Below are 25,649 nucleotides of genomic sequence, written 5' to 3'. Positions count from 1 at the left end.
TTTTTTCTTTTTATTTATTATTTTAATATGACAAGTTTTTCAACTGCTGCGGCTGATCCTTTACAAACTGTATCATCAACACCTTTTACATTGACCTTGTAAATATAAACACCTTTTCCTATTTTATCGCCAAAATCGTCCAAACCATCCCATTCTATTGCATATTTACCTGTTCGATATCCTTCTCTAAAAGGTTCTGCCGAAACAGTTTTTCGGATTGTTTTGACTAATTTTCCTGAAATTGTAAATATCTGAACCATTACATCTAACTCAGAATCACAATTATGTTCAAAATGGAAAAACGTATTCTTAGTAAATGGATTTGGCCAGTTTAACAATTTATCAATATGCAATTGTCCTGTTCCATTTTCCATTACTACAAAGTCTAACGTTGCAGTATTCGAATTATTGTTGATATCCCAAAATTTTAAATTCACAGTATGTTGACCAAGTTCAAGATTTTTTAATTGATACATTACTTGTCCTTTCTGGTAATCCTCGAAATTCTTATTTACACAAGGATTTGCATCACCTCCATCATAATATTCATTCAACACATAAGCATCTTGTACTTTTCCATCAAGGGTTGCTACAATATCGTGCCCAATACTTGATCCTGTTGCATTGATACCCGAATTATCAGTTAAACACCCTACCAAATAAGGCGAACGATCTGTAATTCCTCCATTCGCAAAATGAAGATTATTCATATATAATTTTCCTTGCGGACGCTCATCATCATTCAATCCTTCTTCGTTAATTCCTTCAATCGTAATTGTTTTTAAAGTCGATGCATCTTTACCATCTTTCTCATCCCAAGCATAAAATTTTATTTTACGATTTCCTAGCTCATAATTGATATCTTTCGGAACATAAAATTGAATCGTAAATTCGCCGTTTTCTACTTTTCCTGTTCCTTTATAAATTGTTTTATTTTCTATTTCGAAAGTTTTTCCAGCCCAATCAGACTCCGATAAAATGGTTTTCGTTTCAGGTTTTTCATACAAACTAATCGCAATTTTCCCATTGAAATTATTATCAATTGTAGTGTTAGATAATTGATTTACTTTACCTGTAATCGTTATAAAATCTAACGCTTGCATCTTACCCCCTGCAAGAGCATCTACATCTTTTTTATTTTTGATGCTGATGATTTCAATATCTTGTTGCGGACGATGAATTGACAACATTGGATCTCCAAGAATACTTACACTTTTATTATTTGTGTGACCTGCAGAATGTTTAATTTTCGCTTGATTAAGTGCTTTTCCAATTGTTTGATTTTCTTCTAATATATCTTTCTTAAAAAATTCTTCAATCAAAAAATTATTCATAGAATCTCCATAACCAGTTCCAATCGGACGATTAGTCGTAATCATAGATAACGCTCCACCATTTGCATTTTTCAACATAGCTTCTCCAGCAGAATTATATTGCGGTAAATCCCAAATTGTAAAATCACACGTCACAGTTGTAACAATAGGTAAACGTGAATAGGCTGCATTAAAATTAGATAAATTTGTTAATTCTTCTGCTGTTATAATTCGTTCTTGCGCCCAACTACGAGGACCACCATGACCATAATACATTAAGAAGTTTGAACCTAATTCGATTCCATTCAGAATTGCTTGATTTACGGTTGGGTATCGAACTCCAGCAGAAGTACTTTCGGGTTGATGAGCTCCTGAATATATTTTATTAATCGTATAAATTTGATTCTCAGGCTTAGAAAATTCGGTATCAATTTTGGCATTTAAACCTGGAGTATTTACATTATTATCATTATCCGTAACAGCAACAATTTTTGTTCGCCAATCGCCATACGATGTTCCTTTTCCTTGAACTTTATCGTAATATGAAATTATTTTATCAACCAAAACCTTTGCTTCAGCAGAGTTAGAAGCAGAAATTCGTCCTACAGCTATTTCAAACCAATTGGCATCGTAACTATAAACTCCATCTACACTATTCGATAACATTTCGACATTATCAGATAGCATTGCAAAATAATCGTCGGTTGCAATCGCACCATCAATATTAAGAGAAGGTTCGTCTGTAAAAGTTGGAAGATAATTTGTAAAATCTTTTACTCTGTTTTTCGGATCATAGGTTGTTGCTCCAAACAAAACGCCATATTCTAAATTTGGACTTGACCCATCTTTTAAGAATTTAAAGAAATCACGAATCGCAATAGGATCTTGACTCCCAGAAGAAAAATCGTTGTAAACTTGTTCCGTTGTAACAACTGCAACATTTATTTTATCATGATTTTTTCTGAAATCTGCTAATCGTTGAGCATCTGCTAAATATTTTGGATGCGTAACAATTATATAATTTATATCAGTTAAACTACGAATATCTTGATTTGCTACTTTCCCTACATATTTTGCATCTATAAAAGCATTTTCATCCTTAAAAGCGACAAACTGATTCAGATGATTTGTACTAAATTTATACAAATTACTTTGTGGAACAATTGAAGAAATTGAATGAATATCAGAAACATTCCAAACAGAAACATTTGCAGCATTATTCAATGAAAAAGCATTCACACTTCCATTATTAATATCTTCTAAAAACTGAAAAGTGAATTGCTCATTGTTATAGGTTAAACCATCTTTGAAACGCAATTGTAAATAATCTAAATATGCTAATCCAGAAGGATTTGTTCCGCTAGAAGAAACCGCAATATCGATCGTATTAGAACTTAATGAAATTGTTTTATCTTGAACACTTCTATCAAATAAAGAGTTTCCTAAAGAATGAGTAAAAGTTTGTCCATTTACATTGACGTTATAAGAAGTATTGTTTGCACTTTTTCCAACCACCGCATAACGCAAATAGGCTTCTCCACCATTTACAGTATTCGCTTTGAACGTTTTCTTGAAACCTCCATTTAAACCAATATTTTCTCCAACCCAAATTTGCCCAAGACCATTTAAGTTAATCGAATCTTTTTCATGAAACTGTAAATTATCAAAAGTCGAAAAAGTTTTTACAGGACTTGCAGTAAGCGTTTGCTCACCTACTCGCTTGCCATCTTCTCCATTAAAACTGATAAAATAGTAAGCAAAATCATCATATAAATTATAGCGAACTTTTGCATCTTGTAATGTTGTCGTATTATTTCTATACCATTGATGTGGACCTTTCGCATAAAACAAAACATAATCTGAATTATCAAAAGAATTGTCTTCTCCTCCAACAAATTTTATTGGAATTTCATTCAAAGCGCCAGTTCTATCTTCCGTCAAATTTTCCATCAAACGCCCTTCACCATTTCCATAGATTTTTAGCGATTTTGGATTAAAATTAGTCGGAATTCCATTTTTAGTAAAGAAACTTTTATCTAATTTGAAAACGCCATCTTTCGAAACTTTTATTTTGTACCAATCTCCCGTTTTCAAAACACTTGTAGTCGAATTATCAATTAATTTTCGAGAAGATATTTTTCGAGATTGTATTGATTTCAGAACAATTGAGAAAGATTCTATTTTTAAAATCTTTTCATTTTTTTTGACAAATGGTACAACTTTAACAATCAGTTTTTGCTGACCATTTTTATCAATAATATTATATGAAGAAAAATTAATTTTATCTGTAATCGAAGAGGTATTCAAATCAGCCAATTCATTCTGTACTTCTCTAAATTGAACATTTGACAATTCAACTTCTTGATTTGTAGAATTTAACTCAACGACAAATTCTGGAAGAAAATATCCTCCAACAAAATAATTATCTTTATTCGAAAAAAACGGCACATTTACCTTATTTCCATTCGTTAAAGAAATTGTTTGATTATTCTCCCAATTTATTTTGTAATTTTGACTAAACAATTGAGGAAATTGAAGCAAAGTTGCAACTAAAATAAAATATTTCTTCATGTCTGAATAACGCTATTTTGACAAATATATTTTCAATCGTAAAATAAAAAAATAATTCTTACGTTTGATACAAGAAATAAAGCATTTTTTCGTTGTAAGATTAATGTCAAATGCTTTTATTTGCATTAAATTTAATTTTCGAAAACCAGAAATATTCTATGAAAATGAATAAAGGACGTATTTTTTCTCTTGCCCTTGCAGCTGTTACTATGAGTGTATTCATGGGTTGTGCAAGCAGTTCAGGAAAGAAAAAAGGAGGTGGAACAAAAAATTTCACAAGTCGTACAGGATGGAAACCAAACGATAGTAAAGGTTGGTTTTTTTCAGGTAAAAAGAAAGAAAACATCAAAGCATGGCCTGGAATGGTTTTCATCGAAGGTGGATCTTTTACGATGGGAATTACGAAAGATGACGTGTTACACGATTGGAATAATTCTCCTGTTCGTATGCAAGTAAAATCTTTCTTCATTGGTGAAACTGAGGTTACAAATTATGAATACAAAGAATACTTAACTTGGTTGAAAGTTGTTTTCCCTCCAGAAGACACGCAATACAAGGATATTTATAATGGAGCATTACCAGATGAAACGGTTTTTAACAATCAATTATCCCGTGATGATTTCTCTACAGAAAATTATTTATTTTCGCCAGAATTCAGCTATTACCCAGTAGTTGGTATTTCTTGGTTACAAGCCGTTAATTATTGTGATTGGTTAACAGACCGTGCTGTTGAAAAATCTTTAATGAACAAAGGAATCTTATCAAAAGATTATTACAATAACGAGGAGTATAATTACGGAAATAAAACATTTAGTGCTGAACAATATAAGTTAGGCGATACAAATGTAAACGAAGCGATTGATTCGACTAAAATTATGAAAGCGAATCAAATCAAAACGCAAAATACTCGTATCTTAAAAGCAAATCGTGCAACTGGTTCAGACGAAGTACAACCTTTCCGTTTACCTACAGAAGCCGAGTGGGAATATGCAGCATTAGCTTTACCTGGAAATCGTGAATACAACGAATACAAAGGAAAAGATGTTGCTCAAAATAACTTGAGAGTTACAAAAGGTGCTCAAAGAGGACAATATTTAGATAACTTCAAACAAGGACGTGGAGATTACTCTGGTATTGGAGGATTTGGAAACGATGGTTCTGCAATTACAAGTGATGTGCGTAAATATCCATCAAATGATTTTGGTCTTTATGGAATGTTAGGAAACGTTGCTGAATGGGTTTCTGATGTTTATCGTCCAATTATTGACGAAGAAGCAAACGATTTCAACTACTACCGTGGAAATATTTTAAAAACAAAAATTGACAACGGAGCAGGTGGTTTTGAAAAATATGACGAAACAAATGTTGAATATGATACATTAGACAACGGACGTTTAGTTTATAGAGGATTACCAGGTGCTTACAAAAAACAAACAGAATACGATTTAACAAATTATCGTGATGGTGACCCTAATTCTTCTTTATCACCACGTACTGAGGAAGGTAAATCTGCTGATCAAGCGACAGAAGATATGTACAACGCTCCTCAACGTAAATTTAGGGTAGATGAAAAAGGTCGAGTAATCTTAGAAAAAGATTCTTCTAAACGTACTTCTGACATCTCTGATGAAACACGTGTTGTAAAAGGTGGTTCTTGGAAAGACCCTATTTACTGGATAGATCCAGGACAAAGACGCTACTTACACCAAGCAAGTGCAACAAACTGGATTGGTTTCCGTGTAGCACAAGAATACTCTGGTAGTTTCGAATCAAAACGTAAACGTAGAGGATAATAATCCTTTTCAAAATATTTTAAATCTCGGTGATTAATTTCATCGAGATTTTTTATTTTTACATTATGAAAACAGCAGAAATATTCGATCAATTTCTTAAATCGAAAATCGTTACGACTGATACACGCAACATCTCACAAAATTGTATCTTTTTTGCTTTAAAAGGAGCTAATTTTAATGGAAATACTTTCGCTCAAGAAGCGATTAATCAAGGAGCTGTAATGGCAATTGTTGACGAAAAAGAATTTGAAAATACATCTCAAAATATTTTTTTGGTTAATGACGCTTTAGAAACTCTACAAGATTTAGCGAGAACTTATCGTAATTACCTTAAAATACCATTTATTGGATTGACTGGTTCTAATGGGAAAACAACGACAAAAGAATTGATTTCAGCTGTTTTAAAAGAGAAATTCAAAACGCATTATACTTTCGGAAATCTGAATAATCACATTGGAGTTCCTTTGACAATTCTTTCTATTCCAGAAGATACAGAAATGGCTGTGATCGAAATGGGAGCGAATCATCAAAAAGAAATCGAATTATTAGCTTCTATTTCTCAACCAGATTATGGATATATCACTAATTTTGGTAAAGCTCATTTAGAAGGTTTCGGAGGAATTGAAGGTGTGATTAAAGGGAAATCTGAATTGTATGATTTTTTGAGAGCAAATAACAGAACTGCTTTTGTCAATTTTAATGATCCAATTCAAGTTGAAAAAACTGAGGATATTAATCGAATTACATTTTCTGATCAACATAATGCTAATGTTCAAATCGAATTGATAGAAAGTGAAACTGAATATTTGGCGGTTAAATACCAAGATTTAAAAATTCAATCACATTTAACAGGAAACTATAATTTTAGCAATATTTCGTGTGCAATTGCAATTGGACAACATTTCGGGATTGACGCAAAATCTATTCAAAACGGAATCGAAAATTATTTTCCATCAAATAATCGTTCACAAATTATCAATAAAGAAAATTACAAAATTGTGATGGATGCTTACAACGCAAACCCAAGTAGTATGGAAGCTTCGTTAAATAATTTTGCAAAATTTGAAGGTTCTAAAACAATTATTATTGGTGATATGTTCGAGCTTGGAGAAGAATCCAAAGCTGAGCATCAACGTATTTTAGATTTAGCTGAAAGTTTAGATTTTGATCAAATTTTTATTTTAGGACATAATTTTGGCGAAACAATTACGAATAATCCAAAAGTTCAAAAATTTGAAAACCGCGTTGCCTTTGAAGAATATTTGAAAGAAAATCCAATCAAAACTCAAAATATTTTGATAAAAGGTTCTCATGGCATGAGACTTGATTTATTAGAAAATATTTAAAATCAACACACTGATTATCTGATGAATAAATCAAGTTTATTTTTTATTTTAATTTCTTTTTTCACATATCATTCTCTTCAAGCACAATCTGTAATTGAATGGAAAAAAGATGTAAAACTTAATTACGAAAACTTTAAAAAGAAACCTATTCAAACAAAGGTTCCTCAAGGATTTTTAGATTCAAAATTAGGTTGGCAAATTGCAGAATCTACTGGAGAACTTCCTGAACTTTGGGTTACCAATAAATTTGACGAAAGTAATTCGTGGCTATCTATGCAACATGCAGAAATTTTAAAAGAAATGCAGTTGCAATTTGACTTGTCTGAATTATATGCGCGAAAAATCAGAAAAGATTTTAAAGATTTACAAGCCAAAAAAGTCATGGATAGAGATTCTTATCGAGCAAAATTTTTGTCAGGCTCTAAGAATTTTCAGAAAAAATTGAAATCGATAGGTGGAGTCTCTTTAAACCAACCAGATTTATATAAATTATTGAATAATCAAATTCAAGATTCATTGGTGATTTATCAGAATTACAGTAAGTAAAAGAAGCTCTAAACTTAACTATTTATTAATTTTAGATGTCTTTTTTATATTTACATTTGTAACCTTTTCAAGATAAAATATATGAAACAGATTTCTACAATTTTGTTATATAATACAAGGCTTCCACTTGTTGAGCAACTAAATTTAAATAATTTCAATTTAAAAATTTTGAAAAACGTTTCTATATTCAAAAAATAATTATTAAATAATAAATGAGAGAATTAAGATATTTTTCGTATCTTAATTCTCTTTTTAAATTCATACTGTATGAAAAAAATAATTTTACATCTTAGTATTTTTTTAGTAGGTTCTAACCTTTTTGCTCAAGCGCCTGCTAATTATTACAACAATGCAACTGGTAGCGGTTTCGTATTAAAAACTCAACTGTATAATATAATAAAAGGTCATTCAACAAAAAGTTACGATGCTTTAAAAGGATTATATAGACAAACTGACTCTGATAATGGATTTCAAGATAAGTATTATGAAAAAGATAATACCATTTTAGACATCTATTCTGAAATTGCAACAGCTAAAGATCCATATAATTTTACACCTGGTCAAAAAGAATGTGGAAATTACAAGAATGAAGGAGATTGTTACAATAGAGAACACTTAATCCCTCAGAGTGTTTTTAGTGAGAATTCGCCTATGGTTTCAGATCCATATCATATTTGGCCAACTGATGGTAAAGTAAATGGTATGAGAAGTAACTATCCTCATGGTGTTGTTGGTAATGCAACATACACATCACTAAATGGCTCTAAATTAGGAAGTAACTTAAATTCAGGATACTCTGCAGGATATTCTGGAACAGTTTTCGAGCCAATTGATGAGTTCAAAGGGGATATCGCTCGTGCTTATTTTTATTTTGCTACGCGCTATCAAGAAAATGGTATTCAAAGTTGGACCTATGCTATGTTTAATAAAACAAAAGATAAAGTTTTTACAGATACTTTCTTGAAAATATTAATGACTTGGCACTTAAATGATCCTGTTTCTGATCGCGAAAAAGACATTAATAATTTAGTATACAGATACCAAGGAAATAGAAATCCATTTATTGATCATCCTGAATATGCTGAAAAAATTTGGGGTTCGGATTTAGGAACTGGAGATTTCGAATATCAAAAACGTGATGATGTTTCAGTTTACAACGCAACAAATCGTTCGATTAAAGTTAAACTTGAAAATAATTCGAAATCAATTCAAAAAGTTTCTGTTTTTAATTTCAATGGACAATTAATTAATGAAGTTTCAAATTCATCTAATCAAAAAGAAGTTGAAGTTAATTTCAAAACTCCAGGTGTTTATATTATAATCCGCAAAACGAAAAGTACAGAATTTCAAAACGAAATGTATAATAAAATCACAAATATTAAAGCCGTTTAAGTATGATTTAAACGGCTTTTAATATAGATTTAATTCAACTTATACAACATCATATCGGTATACTTGGCAGAATGATTAAGCGTTGTGTTGATACAAACCGTTGTAGAGCCACTAAATGGATTTACTTCAGCAATTGAGGTTCTGTCTTCCATCCATTGACAAAGTTCAACGATTTGGCTTTTATTAGACGTAAAGTATAAGTAATTTGTATTCACTAATACGTCCAAAACATTCAAATAATCCTTTAATTTCCAATAATTATTACTATTGTAAGTTGAGCAATCAGTACTCAAATATGGTGGATCAACTAAGAAAACTACATCTTTCAAATCTTTATAGTGATCAAACAAATCTTTATAATCTTGATGAACGATTTCTACCCCATTCAAGTAGTCATCAGTCACATAATTACTTTGTCGTACATTGTTATAAAAGGTTTGTTTTGCTAAATCATTGTAATTAGTAACATACTTTGCACTAAATAATAATGAACTGGATAAAGTAATATAATCAACATATCCCAATCTACATTCTTCATCTTTAATCAATTCTAATAGTTTCAATTTATACGGTTCAGGTATTAATTTATCTTTAGGCAATCCGTTTGTAATTGCTCTAATTTTATCAAGTAATACATTCGTTTGAGCAACTGCTGTTAATCGTTTGCTGAAATCATCATAATCATTATATATAACTTTTGCATTAGGTTTTAGTTGTTTTACAGTATGACTTAGAATACCACTACCTCCAAATAAATCAACATAAGTTGCATTATCTGAACTATTTACTAAAACTTCCTTTATATGGCTTAAAAATTTTCTCTTTTGCCCTTGAAAAGGCAATGGACTTTGTGTGTAATTTTTCATTTTTTACTCTAATTATTAATATATTTGCATCTCTCACATTCATCAAAATATAAACGCATCAAAGGATCAGAAGACTTATGTCCTCCGACGACCTTTGATGCGTCAGTTTAAAATGAATGTGAGAGTTTTTTTTAAATGTCGGAGGATACTTTTACCTCCTTTTCTTTTATAGTGCAGCGTTAAAGCTTTTTAGAATAACGGGACACTCTACCGAATTTTATTCGATAAATTATTCTACTTCAAAACCATCTACAATAGTCTTACAATAAGCTGTAACATGATCGATAGTTGCGCCTAAATTTGGAATTGATTTCGAAATTTTGAAATCTAATTGACCAATCTCCGCAAAATAACTTCCTGTTATCAACTTGTCGTTTGACTCTGCTTTAGCAGACACATAGAAACTGATTACTTTTGGTTTCTGACCATTTTCATAATTAAATGAGTAAATTGCTTGATGCGTTTCTGAAATGCTTTCTGAAAGTATTTCTGTGATTGAACGCTGCACTAATTCGAATTGATTTGTTTCCATTGTTATTTGATATAATTTAAATTTTGTGTTTCTACTATTTTACCTGCCTGAACATAATAAACTGTTGAATATTGTTCAAATTTTTGATTTCCTGTTGTTCCGTCTCGCATTGAAAAAACGCCTTCCATCGCTCGGAAATACCAACCGTCCGTGATATTATCCACTCTCGTTGAATTAGTTGTTTTATAACCAACATAATTAGCATATTGCGCGTTATTTGGATGCGTGCCATTATAATATTCCCAACATATGTACACATTTGTATAACTATACTTATACACCCAATAGATATACGGAAAATACTCGTCAGGCATATGTCGCTTTGAATCTACATTTACATTGTTTTCAATAAATGTTTTTAAATCATTTTTGACTGTATTGTAATCTCTTGTTGTAATGTTAGTTTTCAATAACGTTGATCGCGACCAACTTTCCGATGTATAATAAACAGGTACTAAACCACGAACAGAATCAAGCTGAAACAATGGCGCTCCTGATTCATTGTACATATTAAAAATCCATTTAGAGCCGTCATATCCACGTTCAAAACCTAAAATTCCATTGCTATGGTAACCACGTTCAAACCCGCCGTGAGACATTATCCAACGTGCGCGATATCTATTATTGAAATCGGCTCCTGCGAAAAGAAAAATTGAATCATCATTGTTATCTCTTATACCTGAAAGACCTCCAGTTCCATTAGCTCCTTGACCAACCAACACAACTCCAGTTGCAATCACATTATTATCGACAGTTGTCCCTAAAAAACTTGTAACCTTATTAATTCTCTCTAAAGTTGAATTAAGCTGATTAATTGCTCCTGTGTTTGTATTAATTCCTGAACGTAGCTTTTCATTTACAGCGACAATTAAAGCAATGTTTTGATCGTAATAAGCTTTGAATTTGGCACGAAAAATATCGCCTACAATCGGACTATCAACTGAAATGTTAACCAATAACGGCGTGATGTAATTATATAAGTCGTTATATGAATTTGTAAAGTTTGTTGTTGAGATTCCATTGTTAATCGCTAAACTATAATTGCTTGTGTATTCACTCTTAATACGATTCCACTCATTCGCTACTTGTTGTTTTTCAGATGGAGATAAAATGTTATCATTTGCAATTGATGTTAGTTGTGTTAATGCATTTTCTGCTTTTCTTTTAACTTCATTTATTGCGTTATCCACATCCTCGGGCGCTGGCGTCCAATCTGTGGCTTTGTTGCCTTGTTCGATTTTAACATCATCTACCCAATAAGTGCCATACGTACTAAATGGGTAAAATCCCAACCCCAAGTCTACTCTTACAGTATTTTCTGGTAGGGTATAAGTTAACAAAAAGTTTTCACCATCCATTTGCGTAGTAATAACACTCTCTGCACCCTTGACTCCAGCCGAATTGTATGGGTTTATAAAGGCTCTCATAATTGGGATATTAGTTCTTCCTGATATTGTTATTTCCCTGCCTTTGGTATGGAACGTAGTAGCAAATACGTCCGTTGGATTGCTAACAACTGTAATCTTATTACCTTCTATACTTAAATTTTCAGTTTTGGCACTCCATCTTCCACCGGATATCCCACCTAACATTCCCATCCTAAACAAATTCCTCCCACCAATCTGAATGTTATTGACCAATCCTTGAGCATGAGCTTTAGCCGCTTCCATCTTAGCAGTCGCATCGGCTATCGCTCGTGCTTCTTCTTCATCAATAACTCCATCAGCATATGCATTGGCTGCAATTTTCGCCAAATTAGCCTGAGCTTCTGCATAAGCTTTCGCCGCAGCTAAATTATCTTGCATTTGCTGGATACGCTCTTGCTCCTCTGCTGTTACAACACCATCGGCATAAGCTTCCAATTGAACGCGCAACAAATTATCTTGTGCAGCAGCATAAACTTTAGCAGCTTCAGCCTTAGCAGTAGCATCGTCGATTGCTCTTTGTTCAGCAGCTGTAACCTTGCCGTCAGCATAGGCTTGTGTTTGAATACGTTTTACTTCGTCTTGTGCGTCTGCATATGCTTTAGAAGCGTTAATGCTATCTGTTTTGGATTGCAGAATGTTAGCTTCCACATCCTCGGGCGCTGGCGTCCAATCTGTGGCTTTGTTGCCTTGTTCGATTTTAACATCATCTACCCAATAAGTGCCATACGTACTAAATGGGTAAAATCCCAACCCCAAGTCTACTCTTACAGTATTTTCTGGTAGGGTATAAGTTAACAAAAAGTTTTCACCATCCATTTGCGTAGTAATAACACTCTCTGCACCCTTGACTCCAGCCGAATTGTATGGGTTTATAAAGGCTCTCATAATTGGGATATTAGTTCTTCCTGATATTGTTATTTCCCTGCCTTTGGTATGGAACGTAGTAGCAAATACGTCCGTTGGATTGCTAACAACTGTAATCTTATTACCTTCTATACTTAAATTTTCAGTTTTGGCACTCCATCTTCCACCGGATATCCCACCTAACATTCCCATCCTAAACAAATTCCTCCCACCAATCTGAATGTTATTAACCAATCCTTGTGCATGGGATTTCGCTGCTTCCATTTTCGCAGTCGCATCAGCTATCGCTCGCGCTTCTTCCTCGTCAACAATACCATCAGCATAAGCAGCAGCTGCAATTTTCGCTAAATTAGCTTGCGCATCTGCATACGCTTTTGCAGCAGCTAAATTGTCTTGCATTTGCTGGATACGTTGTTGCTCCTCAGCTGTTATTTGACCGTCAGCGTACGCTTCCAATTGAACACGAAGTAAATTATCTTGTGCCGCAGCATAAATTTTAGCAGCTTCAGCTTTGGCAGTCGCATCGTCAATTGCTCGTTGTTCAGCAGCTGTAACTTTACCATCGGCATAAGCTTCGGTTTGAATTCTCTTCAATTCGTCTTGAGCATCAGAATATGCTTTTGATGCATTTATACTGTCAGTTTTGGATTGATCAATATTAATTTGAATTTGCGAAAAAGCAGGAGAATCTGATGTGAATTCAATTTTACCAACAACTTTTCGATTATCAATATCAATAAACAAATCACCGTTTTGTCCTAATATTTTACCTGAAGTAATTTCGCCACCATTGATCGTTGAGAATCCGTAAGATGTTTTAATCTTTCGAAATCCTTCCATTATTGAAGAGAGATATCCATATTCAAAATGATAGAAATTTGGATCAGCATCAAATTTTATTTGTTCAGTAGTAATTAAAAAACTGGCTTGATTTCCTTCTCGTTGACATCTTAAATAAATATAATTAAATACAGCTGAGATATTATTGATTTGTGTTGCTAAAATATTCCAAACTCTTTCAGAATCTGCAATAGTAAAATGTACCATTTGCCCTGACGTATTACGAATTGTTGAATTATCAACAATATTCATCTGTACATCTTGTACTTGAAACTGTTGACTTCTTGCACCAACAGACAACATTTTTGTATCAATAGATAATGGTTTGATTTTATCCGTATCAAAATAACCATCGGTGTCAAAAATATTATCTTGAATTTCTCTTGTAAATTGATAATTACGTCGAATGTTACGATCAACTTTTTGTTGATGAGTAATCACTTGATTTGCCCATCGCTGATCATCTAAATACTCGCGAACAATACGAGAAACTTGTACTTCATCTGCTAAATCAAAACTTACATCATATTGATCTTGCAAGTTCTTTGTCAATCCAATTACTCTGATATCAGCATCTAAATTAAAATCTGCATCCATCATTTTGATAGTTTTTCCTAAAACAATGTCTATGTTTTGAGCCTCAAAGTAGAATGGATCAGATACCACATTATATTGTAAACGAGGTAAACAATTCGCTGTTAAATATTCTTCTGAGCGTCGTTTTAATTCTGCTTCAGCTTCTGTGACATATTGTAGAGGCATGATAATATCTGTTAAGACATATTCATCACCAACAGCTGGACGCATTAACTCGCTTGGAACTGTAATCGCTTTTTCTTGTTCTGCAGGTTGTAATTCAAAAGTTTTAGTATTGAAATTAAAACCATGTTTTTTGACTTCTAATGTATATCCAGCTAATTGACCTGTATTAAACGTAACTTTTACAGTTGTATTTGGAATCAATACATCAGACGAATTCAAATCGAATTCCAATCCATCATCTGTAAATTGAAGAAAGTTATCAGTATTTATTGCCGTTACTTTTCCTTTTCTATTTGGGTAAACATCGTCAAACATTTCGGTATGCTCTATAATTCCAAATTTATCCACGTTTGCTTCCAAATAAGGAACATCCATTTTTAGACGCTTGCTATAATTACGGTACTCACTTGAAATATTCTTTTCAGAACCGTAAGCGAATAAACGAGTAACAATGTTTGATGAATCCACGCGTGAACGATACAATGATCTAAGCCCCTTTCGAGTTCCATATTGCAACGTTAGACCTGAAAACTCTTTCTTTGTCGTAAAATGAATTGTTTTGTCTTTATCAATCCAAAATTCATTTTCAAATTCATCAGCAAGCATTGTTAATGCTGTTAAAAGATTATGAGCAGAGAAAGAAAAATTCTTCGTTTCTGTATCATCTACAATTCCAAGTTTCCAATTATTTTGGACACGATTTGCATTTTGAATAATCAATTCTAATACACGATGCGCGTCTCCCATTATCGAAAAATCAGAAATAGTAAGTGCATTAGATGAGTCAGGAAAAAGCAATTGTATTTTTCCTAACTCATACTTAATGCTCTCAAATTGCAAGGTATAATTGAATTGAATTGAACTTATTTTTTCTTCTTCAGGCGCAAGGTTTAAAACAAAACTTTGCCCATAGATTTCGACATAATCACCAATTAAAAACTCAACTGATTCAGAAAGAGTAAAACTCATATTTACAACTTCTTCACCCATAATTTGAGCTGTATAAGTTCCTTCAGCTACAACTGAAGCAATAGTTTGATTATTTCTTTTTATATTATAATACATTTGATTTTACTTGAATGGTTAAATCGAATTTTACAAACACTTTAACTACGTTTTTAAGGCGTTTTAAAGAGTGTTTAAAATTGTTTCCTGACTTATAGAAAAAATCATAAGTCATATCGTGATCATCAATGAACAACTGCTGCCAATTTGGTTTTGAAATCTCTTTGAAAAAAGCATTATATTTCGTCCAGAATTCAACATTATCATTTGCCATAATTGCACATTGTAATACAACTTCATTGTCTTTAAAAAATACTTTTCCTAAATGATACTCGTTCCCATTTTGATCGTTCCAATCAAAATTTAATGGTTCTTTACGTTCAGGATAAGACAATAACTTTTCACGACCTGTTAAAATTGCAAGCCCGTAAGAAGCTTTCAAATCTTGATTGTTTATTTTATCAGCCATAATTTCTATTAAGGAATTCCACCACTACGACCACCATCATCAGCCATTTTCTTCAATAATTCTTTTATTTTAGCTAATTCTGACAATGATAATTCGGTATTATTTGCAGTACGTTTTGTATTATTTTCGATAGCACCTAGAACTTCAATCATTCTACTTGTTGCAGCTAATTGCTGAGCAGCACCATTTTTCAGAATATTATTTGTTTCTAATTGTGTTAGTCTTAAACCACCAAATTGACCAGCCAACAAATCTGCTTGTTCAGCTGATATTCCCTCTATAGCTCCTTTCAATGAATTTGCAGAGGAAACAGAACCTGTCATATTTATGCCTGCTTGGTTCATCATGTCCATGTATTGTTGCGCATCTTGTGCAAGCTTCAAATACATTTCTTGCCATTGTTTACGTTCTTCTTCAGATAAAACACCATCGCCCATCATTTCATAAAGTAAATCCTGAAGCTTTTGCATTTCAGGCTCAAGAACTTTGGCAGACATACCAGCTAATATTGCATTACGAAGGAAACCTTCAATATCATCAGCGAAATCAGCGAAAGACTTTTTACCCGATTTAATCCCTTCAATAATTGAATCTGCAATAGATTGAGAAGTCGTACCTGTTACAGCGTTTTTCAAATCTATTTCCAATTGACGTAAAGCATCGTCGATAGAACCATACTCTTCTTTCAATTTCTTCAATTGTTCATAGGCTTCTTTTGCATCACCTGTTAAAGGTTTCATCGCGTTTAACTTTTCAAGTTTAGCAAATAGTTCATCTGTTATCTGAGTGTTTTTATCTATTCCAAGTAAATTAGCTACTGAATCATAATGATCAACTACTTTGGTTTTTTTAGCAAAACCAAGAAAACCTCCTTTCTTTTTAAAGGTTTTATCATATAGAGAATCGGAACCAAGTAAACGTTTCCAAACATTGTTCATATCATCCATAACTGAAGCTTTATTTTTCTTCAAAGCCTCCATTTCTTCACGGATATTTTGAACACGAGAGACATAAAGATCATTTATTCGAGTTTCAATCAATTCACGATCCCGTAAAGTTTTATTGTATTCTAACTGTTGAGCAATGATTTCAGCTTGCCATTTTTTAAGTTCTTCAATTGCTTTTCTACGAGATTCTCGAGCTGCTTTTCCCATTGAGAATAACTTACCTATCCATTTCACTAATGCAGCTATAAGCGCGACAATACCATCCCAAATAGATTTCATAAAGGCATTCACAACTTTACCAACATCATCTGCTAATTCAGAAATGGTTTTCATGATCTGAGAAAGCTCTTCGTTAGAATCTGCAAAAGCATCTGCTAACGCACCAGATATTTGAGATACAATTTGAAATCCTTCAACAACTTTTTGCATTTTTTCCAACTGAATTAACTCCAGTTCTTGATTGACAGATTCCAAATTAGCAACCTCTTGTGCAACTAATTCATTTTGCTTTCCTTGATATTTTGCGATTTCAGCTTTTATCTTTTTCTTTTTTTCAAGTGCAATATTTTCGCGAGTTTCTAACTCTGAGCGACCTTTTACATTTTTAGCACGTTCTAACTCGGAATCAATAAAGTTTTTTTGATCTTCATCTAAATAATCTTTAGCTTCTTTATAATATTCATCAAGAGAAGCAATGCGTACATCAAGTTCTTTCTGAGAAATCCCAGTTAAATCAGAAGATAGATTTCGCCATATATCCAATGATTCGTTATATTCTGATTTTACAGCATTAATCTTTGCTTTCTTTTGTTTTTCAAGCTCTTGAAGTTTTGCGGTACTAATTTCTGTATCTGATATTTTTTCTAATTCCTTTTTGGTAGACAAATAATCTGCATCTATTTGTTTAATTTTATCTTGATATGTTAAAGTAGCTTCATAAGCTGCCAAATATTTTTGATTTTCAGAATCTTCACTTTCTTTTTTTGATCTTGTTTGTAAATCTTCAAGTGCTTTTAAACGATTATTCTCTACATTACTTCGTTGATCAAGTGGTTTGGTTAATATTTTATCCATTTCATCTTGAAGTCGACTTACAAAATCTAAGAAACCATTCATTTGATTTTGATATTGCTTTGTAACCTCTTCAGCTCCAACTTTAGTTTTTAACTGTTCAAAAGCAATAAAAATTTCTTTCTCTTTTTCAAGTTGTTTCAGTAATGCATCTGTACCTTGTGCATAAGTAACATTAGAAGTTTCAGTTTTTTCAAGAGTATCGATTTTGATGAGAACCTGAGAACCAAGTTTCGCTTTTCTAGCTTCCTCTCGTAGTTTTGTGTATTTATCTTTTATATCTTCTATTTCGCGTGCATTTTGCTCTAAAGTTTGTTTATGAACATCACGTTCTGTATCAGCAATATCTTGTAATACACTAAGCTGTTCGTCTTTTAAACGTTTCGCATCTTCAATAGCTTTTTTTTGAGCTGCTTCATTCTTTTTAAGAGCTTCTTCCGATTTTTCGTCACGTTTTTTCAATACACTTGCTTCAAATACTGCTTTGGCTTGCGTCCATTTTTCGTGCTCAGCTTTATCATTTTTATAGAATGCAATCTTTTTATTGAGAATAGATCGTTCTAATGATTCTGTATTTTTACCACGTGCTTTGGCTATCTCTAATTGTTTTTCAGCAGCTTCTATTTCAGCAGACACACCTTTATCTGTTACTATTTTTAATTTATCTGCCGCTTCACTTGCTTTACCCATTAAATCCATTGATGTATTAAGCAATTTGTTTCCATCAACTTGCTGTTTGTACATATCTGCAACATACTTAATGGTTACCTGATCATAACCTTGTGCTTTCAACGCTTTCAGCGCTTGTTCTTTCGTTGGATAGTTTAAGAAGTTTAAAATCTCTTCATTAGATATATTTGTTTTTAATTTCTTTTTACCTCCAAAAAAGTTATTGGTAGAAACATCCCATTTTTCAATCGTTTGATTGATTTTTTCATACCAGGCCAAGTCTCCAGTTGAAAGAGCTGTAATTTGCTCAAGTAAAACTTTTTGTTTTTCTAAACTTAAAATATAGGCAGCATCAGCTTGCGCTTTAATCTGCATATAATTTACATATTCAGGTGCTCGAGCAATAATTTTTGATTCGAGTTCTGCATAATCTTTTACAGTTCCAAGCGTATCGCCAAGTTCCTTGTTAAACTCATTTACAGCTTGTTTTTTCTGACGTTCAGATAAAGTTGTGTCTTTATTTTGTTTAACTAAATACTGAAGGAGTGATATTTTTTTTGCATATAAATCATTAGCTTTTTTACCAACTTCAATATTGCTTTCCAATTCATCTGAAGTTAAACCAATCGCTTTTTTTACTTCATCCCAATTAGCAATCAAAGCTCCAAGCAATAAAATAAAAGCACCAACCCCTGTTGCCGCCAAAGCAATACGAAACGCTTTCAATGCGCCTGTTGAATTTCCAACGACTATAGTATATAAACGTTGTAAAGCAATTTGTCCTGTTGTTACAACGGAATCAGATCGCTTCAATTCAATTTGAATTTGTTGCAAACCTTGTAGAATAGCCATTACAGAAGTTACTTTAGCAATTGTTTGCTGTACATTTTCATTTTCTGAACCAAACAAAGCAGCTGCTCCTTGAGCCATAGAAAACCCTGCTGTGATTGCAGTAGTTGCACGTACCAAAGTATCAAGATTAGCCGAGACACTTGCACTTGAATTTACTTCTTGATTAACACCATTTAAAGCTGTTCGAATCTCAGTAGCACGCGAGCTTAATGCTTGATATTCCTCAGAACCTTGTTGATTTTCTAACCGTAAACGAGCCATTTGTTGAATTAAATTCTCCAATTCTGTTTGCAATTGAACAGTAGTTTCTTTTTGCTCAACGATTTTATTTCCAAACTCATCAAAACCATTTCTACCTGCATTTTTAACTGCTTTGATAGAATTTTCTAGGTTTTCAATATTTTGATTTAGTGCTTGAACCTTTGCTGGATCAGTTTCTGTAGATAATTGTGCTTGAAATTCTGCTAAAGCATCTTTCATTTGATCGATACTATTTCCAGTAGCGTCATAAATAGCAGGAGAACGTCCTAACATTTCGTTTGCTTCGTTGATATCATTTGCAAGTGCAGCAAATTCTTCTGAAGCTGGATCAATGTCTGCCAATTTATTTGATACAAAATCAATCACAACACCCAACTGATCCATTTCATTTTCTGCAGCATTTATATGCTCAGATAAAACTTCTAATTCTTCAGGAGTTGCGAAATTTGGTGTAAAAGTTTTATCAGATATTTGATCAATCAATTTACCTGCTTCAACTAATTTGTTATTCGCAACTTCAAGTTGTGCCTGATCCATAAACTCAACACCTTGATTCGCTGAATCTATAATGTTTTGAATAGCTTTCTCAGCCTGTTGAATTTGATATTCATACACCTTTAATTGTGTAGGATCAAAAGTATTTGCGACCTGTTCTTTTAGCCAAACCAAAGCTTCTGCGTGTCGCTTTATTGCATTTGATTGAGCTTCTGTCAACTTAGCATTTTCGCTCAATGTTCCATTACCAGTTAATTGAGCTTGTACAAATTCGTTAAATTTTCTTTTTGTATTTTCTAGTGACTTATCCAACTGATCAGATGAAGTCATCATTTTCTGAAACTCTTGCATTAATTCTTCTGAATTAATCGCAATACCTAATTCTATTGGGTCTAAATCACTCATGTTTTTTTTGTTCTATTCAGCACCTAGCCAATTTGCCAAATCCTCATCGGATTCGAATTCTTCTTTTCCTTTCTTTTTGTAAGATGTTTTTGGTGCATCAGCAATCATTAACTGTAATGCAGCAAAACTTGTATTGTAGATGATTTCATTGTATGACCAACCTGTTTCTTTTGCTACCATCCAAACAAAACCTGCAACGCTATGGAAGCTTTCGCTTGTTAACTCGTCGTCTCCTTCTGACTCAGATTCATCGGCATCGTTATTCGTGTCGCCTCCGTTAATCTGATAGTATTGATAAAATCCTGAATCCCTCCATAAACAATAACCAATTGAAACAATGAAAATAATTCTGTTGCTTGAAGTCCTCCACGAAGCCAATAAGCTACAAATGGAACTAAAAACTTCAACCAACGATTATTTAAAATTGATTCAGCGATTATCTTACTTACTGCTTTATCATGAAGTTGGATGATTTCAAACCCTGAAGGAATTGTCATTTCTTCAGTTGATTTGATTTGCATTTGTAAATAATGCACAGCTACTCGTTTTAAGGTGTAAATTGAAAGAGCTTTCACCACGAGATTTATTTTTTTCGTTCCGAATAAGCGTAAAAAAAGAGGTGCCGTGACTGGCACTTTAACACCTCTTTTTAATATAATATTCGCAGCTCTTTCTTCAAGTTTGAAATCCATTAAGGCGTTTTCTTACCAATTAAAACTGCTGGCTTTCCTGGACCAGGTGATTGAGGACGCAAAGTGATTTCTAACAATGACAATCCATTTTTCACCAACTTGGTATTAAACTTCGCAATTACACGACATTTCGGGAAATGAAATGGTAAATCTGTATTCGTTAATAATTCGATTGCTTGGTAAATCTCAGGCATTACCGGTGGTTCTGCCCATTGTCCATTGACAATTGTACCTCCTTTGACTTTAACAAGTGTCTCAGGTGAATAATCAAAAGTTGAAAGCTTGATATTTTTGGCACCTTTAATCGCGAATGTTTGAATTGGATCATCTTCTTGATCAGAATATTCATCCGTGATTTGTGGATCATCTTCTGTGAACTCACACGAATCTCGATAAGTTTGACATAATTCTTCTAATACCGCTGGCATCGTTCCATCTGCTGAAACTTCTGCTGAACTAATCTTTTTTAAGCCGTATGTTTTTACTGTAGCCATTTTAAATATGTTTTAAAATATGTTTAAACACTGATTAATCCTCTTTTTTGTCAGCTGGATTCTCTTCTGATTTTTGTTCAGAATTATCTTTTGACTCTTCTGAAGAACCTGTTTCTTCTTGACCTGTTTCATCAGATTTAGAAGCTAATTCGGTTTCCTTTTCTTGGATTTGAGCTTTTAGTTTTTCAATTCCAATATTGTGAGCAGGTTTTTTACCATACAACTCTTCGTAACGTGCAGCCAATTGTTGACGCTCTTCATCTGTCTCAGTTGCTTTAACTTTTGCAACTGGTTCTTTCTTTCCTTCTTCGTAAATCAATACTGAATCTGAAGTAAAATGATGAACTGCTTTATCACTCAAATAACGACTATGGTCGTTTGCGCGTTCTTTGTCTGTAAAACCTTGTTTATCCGAACACACATATACTTCTTGTAAATTGTGTGCTTTCATCATTTCTGATGCTTTAGGAGCTAACTCCTCGCGAGTGATATTTTCTTGTGACATTATCTAAAAATTAAATAGTTTGAGATTGAGCCCTAAACCAACATAAGGCGTTGTTTTGATTTGGTTATTTTGCTGATAGATTCCGTATCCCAATTGAACACCAACACTTAAAGGGCTTTCTTTTTTTTCTTCAACTCGAAAAGTTTGTAAGCCTTTTATGGTAACTCTTGGATCATCGGAATAGACATCGATATAATTTGTTTTCTTACCTAAAAACCAAGATTTATCGCTGTATCGTGCGATGTTTAAACCTACATCATAATTAACCGCTACCTGATTGCTATCTTGATTATAATTAAGTGTTAGCCATCTATCTTGATACACCAAATTATTAGCTTCATTAGGTTTTAATTGAACTTTTGCTTTCAACTCAGCGTTTACTTTTGTGACTTGGTCTATTTTGTTGAGCGATATTTTTAACGCTTGTTCAAGACTATCAGCATAGCTCTTTGATATGGCTAAACGCTTTGCAGCTTCATTGTCTGGAATGATTTTATCCTGATAAACGACGTGTTCAATTGAATCTCGGATGTACTCTTTTATTACGGTCGCTTTGGCACCTGTACTCACAAGTTCATCAAACTGTTCTTTTTGTTTTGTAGACTGATGACATTCTCTAATTGCTAGTCCAGTTGCAACACAACTGATGAAGACTAATAATATGGTAATCAAATTTTTCATTTCAATATTTTTTTAACGAACCCTTCCGTTTTATCTCGTACTATCGAATCTTTTGTTTGCATTTCTTCTCGAAGTGATTGGTTTTCGGATTTATAAAATATCATCCCTTCGTACAGTTGAATTCTGTCGTTTCGCTCTTCGAGAATTGTTTTTATTAATGCCTGTTTTTCTGCTTCGCAATGTTCCTGATCATCTTCTTTACGGACGAATAGAAAACCGATAACTGTACAGGTAATTAATAACAAACCGATTAATAGTGAGATAACTACCGCTTTAGGGCGTTTTTCGATATCTTGAATTGAAAAAGGTTGCGGTAGTTCTGGTTTCATTACTGGTTAAATTGAATTAATATTTTAGCATACTTTTCAGCCAATTGCACTTTGTTTTTCTCATATCGCTCCAAATCTTGAGCATTTGTGATAAAACATACTTCCGTCAAAGCAGCTAAACCTTTTTTGTTTAGAACTGCTAATTTTCCACGTGCTGATTCGCTTTCAGTTTTTAAACCTCTTGATTTCAAATTCAACACATCCACATTAGCAGTAAGAATTTCAGCTGCTAACTTTTTCGATTTTACAGAAGCAACGTCTGAAACTAAAACTTCTGTTCCTGTACTAGTTGGATTTGCTGATGCGTTAAAATGAATATCAAAAACGATATCAGTACTTTTAGGAAAAATCTTTCTCAATACTTGAGAGAGTGTATCATTGTCATCATCAATTTGATAATCTTTGAATCCTATCTTCTTGAACTGAGAAACAACTAAGTTTCTCAATTCTTTCGTTAAGTCAGCTTCTTTAAGATCATTTCCAATTGCTCCTGAATCTTTGTTATGATGACCTGCAAACAAGAAAATCATTAGACTCCTGCTGCTTGCATTAATACTGCAACTCCTTCATAATTCTTACGTCTTGCACGTCCTCCTGTTCTTACAAGAAACGAATAGATATCACCGTAATAAGTAGGATCACCAATACTTTCAAAGGCTTGTGTAGTTCCAATTGCCTTCTCTACCATGTTTTTATTCCAAAACAAATTCCCTTCTGTATCTGTTGCTTCTCCAACTGCTCCAAATGCTTTGAATTCTTTTGAAGTTGAATCCATTACATAAACACTTGAACGCTCCATAATCGACCAGCCTTGTACTTTATAAATTACACCAGCTCTACGTTCAGTTTCAGATGTAGCCGCCATATATGTCGCAACAACTTGAGAATCTACAGGGAACATTTGTGCAATTGCTTCTGATGTTAGCAAAGCATACATTTGACCTTCCGTCCAAGCTTTCTGAGCTTTGAACAATGCTTTCATACGCTGTAAATCTTTTAAGCCATGAGCATGTCGTTTTCCTGTTGATCCAGGAAGGGTTGCATCTACTAATTCACCTTCTGTTAACAAAATATTTTTAGATGGTAATTCTTTATTGTCTCCCACTGGAGATACAACCATATTCGTTAACATACCTTCTGCAACTTCCTCCGATAGATTTGCTATATCTTGATCCAAGATAGAGCGACGTTTGTCATAGCTCAACTCAACGGTGTCAGCGTTTTTAATACGAACAGGATCAGTTGTATATTCATCAATTGAATATAAAATCTCCGAATCCTTTCGTTCTGCAACTGCCGCAGGTAACAATGTTCTATTCTTTACAACCTTCGAAGGTTCTCCAGCTTGTGGAATATGAACAATTGTTCCATTAATAATATTGTCAGATGATACATCTGCAATATGTTGTAAGAAAGTATTATCCTGTAATAACTTTTCTTGAATGGTATCATGCCAAAATTCTACTTGTAATCCCATGTTTGATTTTTAAAAATTATTGATTTGGTTTTTTTCCGAATTGTTGTTCGAAACGTTGAGCGTAGTAGTCAGGATTATCAGCTTTCAATTTTCCTAAGTGATTGCCTTTGTCTAATTCATCCCAACTCATTTTTTCTAATGCTGCAAGTTGCGCAGCAGGAGTTTCGAGCTTACCAGCAATTGGAGTACGTTTAGGTAAACTTGTTAATAATTTTAAACCAGCTTCGTAACCTGATTTAAGCACCATTTCATCGATTGGAGCTTTTCCAGCTTCATCGATACGACCATCTTTGACTGCTAGGTCTCTTTCTGTTTCATAAGAAGCTTTTAATTCAGCAGTTTGCTTTTCAATGACTGCATCATATTTCGCTTTTAATTCAGCCTTTTCGGTTTTCAACTGGGTGTTTTCAGTTGAGTATTTTAGTTCTAATGCTTTAATTGCATTTAAAACTTCTATTTCACCTGCTCCATCAGCAAGTTGCAAATGTGTTGTTATTAATTTCATATTCTGAATATTGATATGTTGATTATTAATTGATAAAGTCAATTGTTTGACCTGAGAATCTGTATATTGTTTACCATCCTTTTTGTTGTAAAGTGTTACAGAGTTTGCGTTACTTGGAACTGCTACAAATGACACTTCAAAGAGTTCACATTTCAGTAACCATAATTCACCATCGATATAAACCATATCTTCAGGTTCGAAGAAAATCCCCATAGATACACTTACAATGGTTCCTTTGTTTACTTTTCGAACAACCTCCTTACCATCTAAATCCTCTGTATCAAATTCAGGTTTACCAACAAGTAACCCTTGTAATTGTTCTACATCAATCCATTTTCCTAATACATTCTTTGTATCGTTTTGATGATTGTTTAAACAAATTGGATTCGTATTAAATCTTGCTGATAAATCAATCCCATCAGTTTTTATTTTAAAACCGTAGGAATTCTTTTTTGATTCATCATTGAATACATATGATTTTTTCATCTTTCTAATTCCGTTTCTGATGCAAATTTTGGTTAGAAAAACCGCCTGTAAAAA

19 protein-coding genes are annotated in these 25,649 nt (G+C 33.1%); 4 read left to right on the top strand and 15 right to left on the bottom strand.

Features of this window, described 5'->3' with window-relative positions; translation table 11 throughout:
* Positions 1 to 17: 17 nt before the first annotated feature.
* Positions 18 to 3,884 carry a type IX secretion system sortase PorU gene (gene porU, locus N5D90_RS01410; RefSeq protein ID WP_280061328.1) on the bottom strand — a complete coding sequence of 1,289 codons (3,867 nt, stop codon included), beginning with the start codon at positions 3,882 to 3,884 and terminating at the stop codon, positions 18 to 20.
* A gap of 164 nt (positions 3,885 to 4,048) precedes the next feature.
* Here porU and gldJ point away from each other — a divergent pair, with 164 nt between their 5' ends.
* The 4 genes from gldJ (at position 4,049) to N5D90_RS01390 (ending at position 8,961) form a co-directional block, all read left to right on the top strand.
* Positions 4,049 to 5,677 (top strand): gliding motility lipoprotein GldJ, encoded by a 1,629-nt coding sequence (gene gldJ / locus N5D90_RS01405; protein WP_280061396.1) that lies wholly within the window; start codon positions 4,049 to 4,051, stop codon positions 5,675 to 5,677.
* A 65-nt stretch (positions 5,678 to 5,742) separates the two neighbouring features.
* Positions 5,743 to 7,023: a UDP-N-acetylmuramoyl-tripeptide--D-alanyl-D-alanine ligase gene (murF, locus tag N5D90_RS01400; RefSeq protein WP_280061327.1), complete on the top strand. Its 1,281-nt coding sequence runs from the start codon at positions 5,743 to 5,745 to the stop codon at positions 7,021 to 7,023.
* Positions 7,024 to 7,044: 21 nt separating this feature from the next.
* Entirely contained in the window at positions 7,045 to 7,569 is a 525-nt protein-coding gene (locus tag N5D90_RS01395; RefSeq protein WP_038331434.1) for a hypothetical protein, read from the top strand.
* 267 nt (positions 7,570 to 7,836) lie between these two features.
* A complete protein-coding gene (locus N5D90_RS01390) occupies positions 7,837 to 8,961 on the top strand; it encodes an endonuclease (protein ID WP_280061326.1) in 1,125 nt (374 codons plus the stop codon).
* Between the two features lie 29 nt (positions 8,962 to 8,990).
* Here N5D90_RS01390 and N5D90_RS01385 read toward each other — a convergent pair whose 3' ends face one another.
* The 14 genes from N5D90_RS01385 to N5D90_RS01320 form a co-directional block, all read right to left on the bottom strand.
* Entirely contained in the window at positions 8,991 to 9,827 is an 837-nt protein-coding gene (locus N5D90_RS01385) for a DNA adenine methylase (protein WP_280061325.1), read from the bottom strand.
* Between the two features lie 229 nt (positions 9,828 to 10,056).
* Positions 10,057 to 10,359, bottom strand: a complete 303-nt coding sequence (locus N5D90_RS01380) for a hypothetical protein (protein WP_280061324.1) — start codon at positions 10,357 to 10,359, stop codon at positions 10,057 to 10,059.
* Positions 10,360 to 10,361: 2 nt separating this feature from the next.
* On the bottom strand, positions 10,362 to 15,317 hold the full coding sequence (locus N5D90_RS01375) for a phage tail protein (RefSeq protein WP_280061323.1): 4,956 nt from the start codon (positions 15,315 to 15,317) through the stop codon (positions 10,362 to 10,364).
* The gene (locus N5D90_RS01370) at positions 15,307 to 15,726 is read right to left on the bottom strand and encodes a hypothetical protein (protein WP_280061322.1); all 420 of its coding nucleotides are present in this window, start codon (positions 15,724 to 15,726) and stop codon (positions 15,307 to 15,309) included. Before N5D90_RS01370 ends, N5D90_RS01375 begins: the two co-directional genes overlap by 11 nt.
* An 8-nt stretch (positions 15,727 to 15,734) precedes the next feature.
* Entirely contained in the window at positions 15,735 to 20,426 is a 4,692-nt protein-coding gene (locus N5D90_RS01365) for a hypothetical protein (RefSeq protein ID WP_280061321.1), read from the bottom strand.
* A 12-nt stretch (positions 20,427 to 20,438) separates the two neighbouring features.
* A complete protein-coding gene (locus N5D90_RS01360; RefSeq protein ID WP_280061320.1) occupies positions 20,439 to 20,606 on the bottom strand; it encodes a hypothetical protein in 168 nt (55 codons plus the stop codon).
* Positions 20,607 to 20,644: 38 nt separating this feature from the next.
* A complete protein-coding gene (locus N5D90_RS01355) occupies positions 20,645 to 21,118 on the bottom strand; it encodes a hypothetical protein (RefSeq protein WP_280061319.1) in 474 nt (157 codons plus the stop codon).
* Positions 21,118 to 21,612: a hypothetical protein gene (locus tag N5D90_RS01350; protein ID WP_280061318.1), complete on the bottom strand. Its 495-nt coding sequence runs from the start codon at positions 21,610 to 21,612 to the stop codon at positions 21,118 to 21,120. The genes N5D90_RS01355 and N5D90_RS01350 overlap by 1 nt, the downstream gene beginning before the upstream one ends.
* A 34-nt stretch (positions 21,613 to 21,646) precedes the next feature.
* Positions 21,647 to 22,117 carry a hypothetical protein gene (locus tag N5D90_RS01345; RefSeq protein ID WP_280061317.1) on the bottom strand — a complete coding sequence of 157 codons (471 nt, stop codon included), beginning with the start codon at positions 22,115 to 22,117 and terminating at the stop codon, positions 21,647 to 21,649.
* Between the two features lie 3 nt (positions 22,118 to 22,120).
* Positions 22,121 to 22,798 carry a hypothetical protein gene (locus tag N5D90_RS01340; RefSeq protein WP_280061316.1) on the bottom strand — a complete coding sequence of 226 codons (678 nt, stop codon included), beginning with the start codon at positions 22,796 to 22,798 and terminating at the stop codon, positions 22,121 to 22,123.
* Positions 22,795 to 23,127, bottom strand: coding sequence for a hypothetical protein (locus N5D90_RS01335; protein WP_280061315.1), 333 nt, complete (start codon positions 23,125 to 23,127; stop codon positions 22,795 to 22,797). Before N5D90_RS01335 ends, N5D90_RS01340 begins: the two co-directional genes overlap by 4 nt.
* On the bottom strand, positions 23,127 to 23,657 hold the full coding sequence (locus N5D90_RS01330) for an N-acetylmuramoyl-L-alanine amidase (RefSeq protein ID WP_280061314.1): 531 nt from the start codon (positions 23,655 to 23,657) through the stop codon (positions 23,127 to 23,129). Before N5D90_RS01330 ends, N5D90_RS01335 begins: the two co-directional genes overlap by 1 nt.
* On the bottom strand, positions 23,657 to 24,604 hold the full coding sequence (locus tag N5D90_RS01325; RefSeq protein WP_280061313.1) for a hypothetical protein: 948 nt from the start codon (positions 24,602 to 24,604) through the stop codon (positions 23,657 to 23,659). Before N5D90_RS01325 ends, N5D90_RS01330 begins: the two co-directional genes overlap by 1 nt.
* A 16-nt stretch (positions 24,605 to 24,620) precedes the next feature.
* Complete coding sequence (locus N5D90_RS01320) at positions 24,621 to 25,595, bottom strand: HK97 family phage prohead protease (protein ID WP_280061312.1); 975 nt, start codon at positions 25,593 to 25,595, stop codon at positions 24,621 to 24,623.
* Between the last annotated feature and the right edge of the window lie 54 nt (positions 25,596 to 25,649).

It is taken from the genome of Empedobacter sp. GD03797 (assembly GCF_029842105.1).
In the GTDB taxonomy this organism is placed as follows: domain Bacteria; phylum Bacteroidota; class Bacteroidia; order Flavobacteriales; family Weeksellaceae; genus Empedobacter; species Empedobacter falsenii_C.
This window is presented reverse-complemented; position numbering and strand designations above follow the sequence as displayed.